10 protein-coding genes are annotated in these 9,733 nt (G+C 33.2%); 6 read left to right on the top strand and 4 right to left on the bottom strand.

The genetic code is table 11. From position 1 onward, the window contains the following. Nucleotides 1–55: 55 nt before the first annotated feature. Together IAI56_RS14295 and mtaB are read left to right on the top strand one after the other, a co-directional pair. On the top strand, nt 56–1,231 hold the full coding sequence (locus tag IAI56_RS14295) for a GlmU family protein (RefSeq protein ID WP_187658513.1): 1,176 nt from the start codon (nt 56–58) through the stop codon (nt 1,229–1,231). A 137-nt stretch (nt 1,232–1,368) separates the two neighbouring features. Further along, nucleotides 1,369–2,706 carry a tRNA (N(6)-L-threonylcarbamoyladenosine(37)-C(2))-methylthiotransferase MtaB gene (mtaB, locus tag IAI56_RS14300; RefSeq protein ID WP_187658514.1) on the top strand — a complete coding sequence of 446 codons (1,338 nt, stop codon included), beginning with the start codon at nt 1,369–1,371 and terminating at the stop codon, nt 2,704–2,706. A 43-nt stretch (nt 2,707–2,749) separates the two neighbouring features. Here mtaB and IAI56_RS14305 read toward each other — a convergent pair whose 3' ends face one another. From IAI56_RS14305 to IAI56_RS14315, 3 genes are all read right to left on the bottom strand, one after another. Continuing rightward, a complete protein-coding gene (locus tag IAI56_RS14305; protein ID WP_187658515.1) occupies nt 2,750–3,091 on the bottom strand; it encodes a hypothetical protein in 342 nt (113 codons plus the stop codon). A 66-nt stretch (nt 3,092–3,157) separates the two neighbouring features. Further along, nucleotides 3,158–3,535, bottom strand: coding sequence for a hypothetical protein (locus IAI56_RS14310; protein ID WP_187658516.1), 378 nt, complete (start codon nt 3,533–3,535; stop codon nt 3,158–3,160). Between the two features lie 106 nt (nt 3,536–3,641). Further along, on the bottom strand, nt 3,642–3,926 hold the full coding sequence (locus IAI56_RS14315; RefSeq protein WP_169523169.1) for a GNAT family N-acetyltransferase: 285 nt from the start codon (nt 3,924–3,926) through the stop codon (nt 3,642–3,644). A 94-nt stretch (nt 3,927–4,020) separates the two neighbouring features. Between IAI56_RS14315 and IAI56_RS14320 the strand changes: the two genes are divergently transcribed. Both IAI56_RS14320 and IAI56_RS14325 read left to right on the top strand, forming a co-directional pair. Beyond that, complete coding sequence (locus tag IAI56_RS14320) at nt 4,021–4,683, top strand: alpha/beta hydrolase (RefSeq protein ID WP_187658517.1); 663 nt, start codon at nt 4,021–4,023, stop codon at nt 4,681–4,683. A 54-nt stretch (nt 4,684–4,737) separates the two neighbouring features. Further along, a complete protein-coding gene (locus IAI56_RS14325) occupies nt 4,738–5,631 on the top strand; it encodes a lytic transglycosylase domain-containing protein (protein ID WP_187658518.1) in 894 nt (297 codons plus the stop codon). Between the two features lie 111 nt (nt 5,632–5,742). On the opposite strand, the gene IAI56_RS14330 is transcribed toward IAI56_RS14325, so the two are convergent. Continuing rightward, nucleotides 5,743–6,258 (bottom strand): DUF2892 domain-containing protein, encoded by a 516-nt coding sequence (locus IAI56_RS14330; RefSeq protein WP_169523128.1) that lies wholly within the window; start codon nt 6,256–6,258, stop codon nt 5,743–5,745. 152 nt (nt 6,259–6,410) lie between these two features. Between IAI56_RS14330 and rpmH the strand changes: the two genes are divergently transcribed. Together rpmH and carB are read left to right on the top strand one after the other, a co-directional pair. Beyond that, the gene (gene rpmH / locus IAI56_RS14335) at nt 6,411–6,572 is read left to right on the top strand and encodes a 50S ribosomal protein L34 (protein WP_007136275.1); all 162 of its coding nucleotides are present in this window, start codon (nt 6,411–6,413) and stop codon (nt 6,570–6,572) included. Nucleotides 6,573–6,843: 271 nt separating this feature from the next. Beyond that, entirely contained in the window at nt 6,844–9,693 is a 2,850-nt protein-coding gene (gene carB, locus IAI56_RS14340) for a carbamoyl-phosphate synthase large subunit (protein ID WP_187658519.1), read from the top strand. The last annotated feature ends 40 nt before the right edge of the window (nt 9,694–9,733 follow it).

The raw sequence follows: 9,733 nt of genomic DNA on the forward strand, positions 1-9,733 counted from the left end.
TAGTTAATGTTTTTTTATAAACTTTTAAACTTCATAAACCTTATAAACTTTTAAAATGAACTACATACTTTTCGACGGAACCGTTAGAAACGCACTTTTACCTTTTACTTTCACTCGTCCAGTTGCCGAAATTCGTATTGGGATTTTAACCATTCGTGAAAAATGGGAAAAATATTTAGGTTACACAACCACAACTTTAACCGAAGAATATCTTTCAGAAAAATACCCAATGGTAGAAATGGAAGACAATATTATGATCAATGCTTCGTTTTTGCCAAACGATATTTTATCTGAAATGGTGAAAAATCTAGAGAAAAACCAAGCTATTTTTAAAGGTGACGAAGTAATTGCGTTTTACACCAATGACACACAAGAAGAAGTCGATTTTGATACATATGAAATCATTGATTATGCCGAAGAATGTTTAACGGTTGAAAATACTTGGGATATTTTTGCTAAAAACGATATCGCACTTAGAGAAGATTTTGAATTGATTACAGATGGAAGACATTCGCAACCAATTCCAAAATCGGTCAACGTAATTTCTCCTGAAAATATCTTTATTGAAGAAGGAGCAAAACTAGAATTTGTAACTTTAAATGCGTCAACTGGACCAATTTACATCGGTAAAAATGCCGAAATCATGGAAGGTTCAGTCATTCGTGGACCATTTGCTTTATGCGAATCGGGCAGAGTGAAATTGGCTTCCAAAGTTTATGGCGCAACAACCGTTGGACCACATTCTGTTATTGGTGGCGAAGTAAGTAATTCGGTACTTTTTGGTTATTCTAACAAAGGTCACGACGGATTTTTAGGAAATTCAGTTCTTGGAGAATGGTGTAATATTGGTGCCGATTCTAATAATTCGAACCTAAAAAACAACTACGAAGAAGTACGATTGTGGAGTTATGAAACAGAAGGATTCGCCAAAACCGGACTACAATTCTGCGGATTAATGATGGGTGATCACAGCAAATGCGGAATAAACACAATGTTCAATACTGGAACGGTTGTTGGCGTTTCAACTAATATTTTTGGAAGTGGTTTTCCTAGAAATTTTGTTCCAAGCTTTTCTTGGGGTGGAAGTTCTGGATTTACAACTTATTTAACCAACAAAGCTTTTCAAACGGCAAAAATCGTAATGGCAAGACGTAATGTTCAATTTTCTGAAGAAGATGCTAAAATTTTGGAACACGTTTTTGAGGAAACTAAGAAATATAGAAAAGAGTAATTAATTTTTTTAGCCACAGATTCACAGATTTTTAGAATTATTTTAATCCGTGAATCTGTGGCTATTTTTATTTTAATTTTTTACCTAAATTTGCACTCTCAATTTTTTGACGACGATTTCATTAATTGAGCTTACTTATGGAAAACAGAAAAAAAGTAGCATTCTACACTTTAGGATGCAAATTAAACTTCTCAGAAACTTCTACCATTGCGAGAAATTTTCAAGACGAAGGTTTTGAAAGAGTTGATTTTGAAGAAGTTGCTGATATGTATGTTATTAATACGTGTTCGGTTACCGAAAATGCTGATAAACAATTCAAGCAAATTGTAAAAAAAGCCATGAAACTCAACGATAAAGCATTTGTTGCTACCGTTGGTTGTTATGCGCAATTGAAACCTGAAGAATTAGCAGCTGTTGATGGCGTTGACTTGGTTCTTGGTGCAACCGAAAAATTCAAAATCACTGATTATATTAATGATTTAACCAAAAATAATTTTGGCGAAGTACATTCGTGCGAAATTGAAGAAGCAGATTTTTACGTTGGAAGTTATTCTATTGGCGATAGAACACGTGCGTTTCTAAAAGTGCAAGATGGTTGCGATTACAAATGTACCTATTGTACAATTCCATTGGCGCGTGGAATTTCTAGAAGTGATGCTTTAGAAAATGTTCTAAAAAATGCCTACGAAATTTCGCAACAAGGCATCAAAGAAATTGTGCTTACAGGAGTAAATATTGGCGATTACGGAAAAGGTGAATTCGGAAATAAAAAACACGAACATACTTTTCTCGATTTGGTAAAAGCTTTAGACGAAGTAGAAGGAATTGAACGTTTGCGAATTTCATCTATCGAACCAAATCTTTTGAAAAATGAAACTATAGAATTTGTTTCCAAAAGCAGAACATTTGTACCTCATTTTCATATTCCATTGCAATCTGGAAGTAATGAAATTTTGGGAAAAATGAAACGCCGTTACCAACGAGAAGTATATGTTGATAGAGTGAATAAAATTCGTGAAGTAATGCCAAATGCATGTATTGGCGTTGACGTTATTGTAGGTTTTCCAGGTGAAACCGATGAACATTTTTTAGAAACCTATAATTTCTTAAATGAATTAGACATTTCGTATTTACACGTTTTTACTTATTCCGAAAGAGATAATACCGAAGCAGCAACTATGGAAAATGTGGTTCCGATGAATGTGCGTTCCAAAAGAAGTAAAATGCTTCGCGGATTATCGGTTAAAAAACGTCGTGCTTTCTACGAAAGTCAAATAGGAACTAACCATACAGTGCTTTTTGAAGGCGAAAACAAAGAAGGTTACATTCACGGATTTACAGAAAATTACGTAAAAGTAAAAACACCTTGGAATCCTGAATTAGTCAATACATTACATGAAATTAATTTGACCAGAATTGATGAAGATGGAAGTGTGAGAATGGAGTTTACTGAAATTATGAATTACGAATTATGAATTCCAAATTATCGTAATTCGTAATTTTTAATTCGTAATTAATTTAATACTTATAATGAAACCTAATTTTAGTAATTCTAAAAAACGTTTCGTTGTACTGTTCGATAAATTCAAATTTATTTCTACCATTTTGAGTAAAACTGATGATTTTTTCGGCAGAAATTTCATAGTATGTTCCGTTGCCTTCCAGCATAAATTTTCCACCCGAATTGCGATAAGCCGAACGAACCAACTCAAATTCAGATAAATTCCATGTAGTTTGATTAGCATCAAGATTGTCTATTTCAGTAAACAACCCTTGTGTTATTTCGGTTTTACTGCCATAATATTTTTGAATTTCTTCAAAAAAATGAATGACATCAGAATTTAGATTTTCGGAACTCATTTTGTAAATATAAAAAACTAAGTTTAAAAAGGAATGCTTTTAAAAATATCGCTGTTTATTAACTTTTCAATATCCTTTCATTTTTAGTTTTTTCTTTTTTACAATTTTGTTTTTGTAGTAGTACAGAATTTTTTTCTTTTTCAAATCAACTTTAACGAAATCAATATTTTTCATTAAGTAAAACTTTATATATGGTCCAAGAACTCTCAACTCCACTGAAACTTCAAGTTCAGTTAAATCAAGTTGCGCTTTTCCATCAAAATTAGTATTTGTACTTATAATCGGATTAGAATTTTTAACCAAAATAGTTGCACCAGGCAATGGATTATTTTCTCCATCTAAAATTTCAAATAAAACTTTTCTAATATTCGATTGACTATAAACAAAAGAAATAGAGAAACAAAAGAGAAGTAATATTAAGTATTTCGATTTAATAGCTTTCATCAGAATTTAGATTTTCGGAACTCATTTGATAAAGATAGAAAATAAAAATTCCAAATTCCAATCTTATACAATTGGAATTTGGAATTTTAACTCTTGCTTTTTTTAATTATATCTTAATTCCTGGAGGAAGTAAATCTTTATAAGTAGTATTTTTTCTCATGAAAGCGGCAATTTTTGGTAAAATTGGAACAACTTTCAATTTTCGTTCATAAGCGATTTCCATGATATTTTTCAATAAATCATTGATAAACTCTTCATTATCAAAACCATCAAAAGTATTTATTCTTGTTAGAAATATTTTCTTTTCTTGAAATGAATATTCAACAGAAACCATGTTTCCATCGATGAAAGTTTCAAATTGACGTGCAAAAGTATTGTCTTTAATTTCCATTTTTTCTGAAAATACTATTTCATTCATCTACAAATAAAATAAAAGGGTTAATTTTAGGCAAAATTACTAATTTTAAACGAGTTTACAGTTAAAAATGTCTAAAATTCACGTTTACTTCATGCCCGGATTGGCGGCAAGCTCTTCAATTTTTGAACGAATTAAATTGCCAGAAGACCAATTTGAAACCCATCTGTTAGAATGGTTTATTCCAGAGAAAAATCAATCACTGACTTCTTATGCCGAAAAAATGGCTCAAAACATCCAACACGAAAACTGCATATTGATTGGTGTTTCCTTTGGTGGCGTTTTGGTTCAAGAGATGAAACAATTTGTTAATCCAAAAAAAGTGGTCATTATTTCTAGTGTAAAATCGAATGTAGAATTCCCAAAACGATTTAAAATCGCCAAAACCACCAAAGCTTATAAGTTGATGCCAACTAAATTATTCGAAAACATTGAGTTGCTAACCAAATTTTCCTTTGGTTCATCCATAGTAAAACAACGATTGGCTTTGTATGAAAAATTTCTAGCTGTTAGAGACAAACGCTATTTAGATTGGGCAATAGAGCAAATCATCAACTGGGAACGAACCGAAATTGACAACGAAATAATCCACATTCACGGTGATGCAGATGAAGTTTTTCCGCCAAAATACATTAAAGATTTTATTCCAGTAAAAAATGGAACGCATATCATGATTTTGAGCAAATACAAATGGCTGAATGAGAATTTACCTAAAATTTTGTTAGGAGATTAACTTTTTTGGAGCGATTTTTGTAGCTTTACCATTATACGATTACAATTTTTTATTATGAAAAAGACAAATGCACTATTGACAACACTTGGAGTAGTTTTAATCTCTGGAATTTTCGTTTTCGGAATTTCGGGCGATAAAAAAGATAAACTCCTGCACGAAGGAACAGCAATGTATTTCCCAATAACAACCGATTTTGCTGGTGAAACGGCACCTTTGCATGTCGTTGACGTTAGAGAACGATTGGATAGAGAATTGTTAATCAATGCAAATCTTCATTCGACCACAACGTTGATTCTAAAAAGAGCCAACCGAGCTTTTCCAGTAATTGAACCAATTCTTCAAAAATATGGCATTCCAGATGATTTCAAATATTTAGCCGTAATCGAAAGCGGTTTGGTTAATGCGGTTTCATCGGCTGGTGCGCGTGGCGTTTGGCAGTTTATGCCTGAAACGGCTAAAGAAAAAGGAATGGAAGTCAACGATTTTGTTGACGAACGCTATCATTTAGAAAAATCGACCGAAGCAGCATGTAAATATTTATTGACTGCCAAAAATAAATTTGGCACTTGGACAATGGCTGCGGCTTCCTATAATGGTGGAATGAATGGTGTAAATAAAAAAATTGAAGAACAACAAGTTACCAATTATTATGATTTAGCGTTAACCGAAGAAACATCGCGCTATGTTTTCAGGATTTTAGCTTTAAAAGAAATCATGAAAAATCCAGCAAAATATGGTTTCAATATTTATCCAAACGATTTATATCGACCAATTCCAACCAAGAAAATCGAAGTTGATAGCACTATTACCGATTTAGCGAGCTTTGCAAAAACACAGGGAATAAACTATAAGATTTTAAAAATCCACAATCCGTGGTTACGTGACAAAAAATTAGTAAATACAAGTAAAAAGAAATACGAAATCGAAATCCCAACGGAAGGTTATTAGTTTTCAGTCGCAGTTTTCAGTTATTAGCTGACAGTTTAAAATAAAAAAAGCTTTAGAATTTTCTAAAGCTTTTTTTTATGCTAACTGATTACTGAAAACTGCGACTGAAAACTATATTTTCTTCATTTGCTCTTTCATCATGCTAATCTGATCTTTCAGCATACCTTGCTTATCTAGTTTTTTAGCTTCGTTCAATAAAGCCGTAGCTTCCATTTTACGTCTTCTAGACATTGCAATTCCGGCTAAGTTCAATTTTGCAACCGCCAAATCCATGTCCATATTCAAACCAAGTTCAATTGCTTTCTTAAAAAACTTCTCCGATTGATGCAAATTCGTTTGCGATAACATCAATCCGTTCAAATAATTATAATAACCTTGTTGTTTTCTAACCAAAGCCGTTTCTGGATTTTTAATCTTATCCAACCAATTTTTCGCACCAGGAAAATCTTGCTTTCTCAACTTCAAAAACGCCAATAAAATATACTCATTCTTAAAATAAAGAAAAACAGGAATCAACGATAAAAAGATAAGAAAAATTCCATTTCCAATATTACTTTCCGTAAATTGCCATATCGCTGTGGCAAAAATTAGAACCGCTAAAACGATTTTGATATTTCTGTGAAACATGATTTAAAAATTTGTTTGCAAAGGTAATAAAATCAATTAAAAATATTTTTAAAAAAGTGCTTGCCAGAAAAAAAAAGGTTTGTATATTTGCACTCGGTTTTAAAGGAACCGTTTGTTAAAGAAAATAATACACGATTTAAAGATACAAAGCAATGAGCAAAAGAACATTTCAACCATCGAAAAGAAAAAGAAGAAATAAACACGGATTTATGGACAGAATGGCTTCTGCAAATGGAAGAAAAGTCCTTGCGCGTCGTAGAGCTAAAGGAAGACATAAATTAACAGTTTCTTGCGAACCAAGACACAAAAAATAATGATTAGAAATTGATCAATATCAAGCCGTTACTTTTATTAGTAGCGGCTTTTTTTTAAACCTGTTCATAAATATTGATAATTTTCAGGAGCTATTTCCCGCTATCCGTTGCAATCTTTTTAATTTTAAAGAAAAATTAAAAAAGGATTTCCACTACTATCGGGGCTAAAATCAACAAAGACAATTGCAATTGCTAAACACAATTTCAAAAAAACAAACAACACACAAACACAACTAAATAAAAAACATACGAAGTTTAAAAACTAACTACAATGCCAAAAGACAACTCAATCAAATCGGTTTTAATAATTGGTTCTGGACCAATCGTTATCGGACAAGCCTGCGAATTCGATTATGCAGGTTCACAATCAGCACGTTCACTTCGTGAAGAAGGAATTGAAGTAATCCTAATCAATTCCAATCCAGCAACCATCATGACCGATCCATCAATGGCAGATCACGTTTATTTATTGCCATTAACAACCAAATCCATCATTCAAATCCTAAAAGAACATCCTCAAATCGATGCTGTTCTTCCAACAATGGGTGGACAAACCGCATTAAATCTTTGCCTTGAAGCCGACGAAAAAGGAATTTGGAAAGATTTTGGGATAAAATTAATTGGAGTTGACATCAACGCCATCAACATCACAGAAGACAGAGAACAATTCAAGCAATTGTTAGAAAAAATAAACGTTCCAACTGCACCAGCCAAAACAGCAACATCATTCCTAAAAGGAAAAGAAATTGCGCAAGAATTTGGATTTCCGTTAGTAATTCGTCCATCGTTTACATTGGGTGGAACTGGAGCAGCTTTTGTACACAAAAAAGAAGATTTTGACGACTTACTAACTCGCGGATTAGAAGCTTCGCCAATTCACGAAGTCTTGATTGACAAAGCATTATTAGGTTGGAAAGAATACGAATTAGAATTACTTAGAGATAAAAATGACAATGTAGTTATCATCTGTTCTATCGAAAATATGGATCCAATGGGAATTCATACTGGAGATTCAATTACAGTTGCTCCGGCAATGACATTATCCGACACAACATTTCAAAAAATGCGTGATATGGCAATTTTGATGATGCGTTCTATCGGAAATTTTGCTGGCGGTTGTAACGTTCAGTTTGCCGTTTCACCCGATGAAAAAGAAGATATTGTTGCCATCGAAATCAATCCGAGAGTTTCGCGTTCTTCAGCATTAGCATCAAAAGCTACTGGTTATCCAATCGCTAAAATTGCGACCAAATTAGCTTTAGGTTATCACTTAGATGAACTTCAAAATCAAATTACCAAATCAACTTCGGCTTTGTTTGAGCCAACTTTGGATTATGTAATCGTAAAAATTCCACGTTGGAACTTTGATAAATTTGAAGGTTCCGACAGAACTTTAGGATTACAAATGAAATCCGTAGGTGAAGTTATGGGAATTGGTCGTTCGTTCCAAGAAGCATTGCATAAAGCAACACAATCGTTAGAAATTAAACGTAACGGAATTGGCGCTGACGGAAAAGGTTATAAAAATTACGAGCAAATCATCGAGAAATTAACTTTTGCAAGTTGGGACAGAGTTTTTGTGATTTATGATGCCATTGCAATGGGAATTCCATTGAGCAGAATTCACGAAATCACACGAATTGACATGTGGTTTTTGAAGCAATATGAAGAATTATACTTATTAGAAAAAGAAATTTCACAATATAAAGTTGATACCTTACCAAAAGAATTGCTTTTGGAATCCAAACAAAAAGGTTATGGCGACCGACAAATTGCTCACATGATGGGTTGTTTAGAAAGTCAAGTGTATAAACTTCGTGAAGAAATGAATATCAATCGCGTATATAAATTGGTTGATACTTGTGCTGCCGAATTTAAAGCAAAAACACCATATTATTATTCCACTTTTGAAGCCGAAATAGAAACCAATGGTAAAAAATTTGTTTCTAACGAAAGTATTGTTTCCGACAGAAAAAAAGTTATTGTTTTAGGTTCGGGACCAAATCGTATCGGACAAGGAATTGAGTTTGATTATTCTTGTGTTCACGGTGTTTTGGCTGCCAAAGAATGTGGTTATGAAACCATTATGATTAACTGCAATCCTGAAACGGTTTCTACCGATTTTGATACAGCTGATAAATTGTATTTTGAACCTGTTTTTTGGGAACATATTTACGACATCATTCGCCATGAAAAACCAGAAGGTGTAATTGTGCAACTTGGCGGACAAACCGCTTTGAAATTAGCAGAAAAATTAGACCGATACGGCATTAAAATATTAGGAACATCGTTTGACGCTTTGGATTTAGCCGAAGACAGAGGACGATTTTCAGAACTTTTGGAAGAACTAAATATTCCGTTTCCAAAATTTGGTGTAGCCGAAAATGCCGATCAAGCTTCAGCATTAGCCGATGTTTTAGACTTTCCTTTATTAGTTCGTCCGTCGTATGTTTTGGGTGGACAAGGAATGAAAATCGTCATCAACAAACAAGAGTTGGAAGAACACGTAATTGATTTACTGAAAAATATTCCGGGCAATAAATTGCTGCTTGACCATTATCTTGATGGAGCAATTGAAGCCGAAGCCGATGCTATTTGTGATGGTGAAAATGTGTACATCATCGGAATTATGGAACATATCGAACCATGCGGAATTCACTCAGGCGATAGTAATGCAACGTTGCCGCCGTTTAATTTAGGCGAATTTGTAATGCAACAAATCAAAGATCATACGAAGAAAATTGCATTAGCATTAAAAACGGTTGGATTAATCAATATTCAGTTTGCTATTAAAGACGATACAGTTTACATCATCGAGGCAAATCCAAGAGCTTCGAGAACGGTTCCATTTATTGCAAAAGCCTATGGCGAACCGTATGTAAATTATGCCACCAAAGTAATGCTTCGCGAAAATAAAGTAACCGATTTTACTTTTAATCCAAAATTAAACGGTTATGCCATCAAGCAACCAGTTTTCTCTTTCAGTAAGTTTCCGAATGTAAACAAAGCACTCGGACCAGAAATGAAGTCTACAGGAGAAAGTATTTTGTTCATAGATGATTTAAAAGACGATCAATTTTATGAATTATACAGCAGAAGAAAAATGTATTTGAGTAAATAAACACAAATTTCACAGATTAATTGATAGAAAACCTCACAAA

Origin of the sequence: Flavobacterium macrobrachii (genome assembly GCF_014486675.1) — a bacterium.
Taxonomy (GTDB): domain Bacteria; phylum Bacteroidota; class Bacteroidia; order Flavobacteriales; family Flavobacteriaceae; genus Flavobacterium; species Flavobacterium macrobrachii.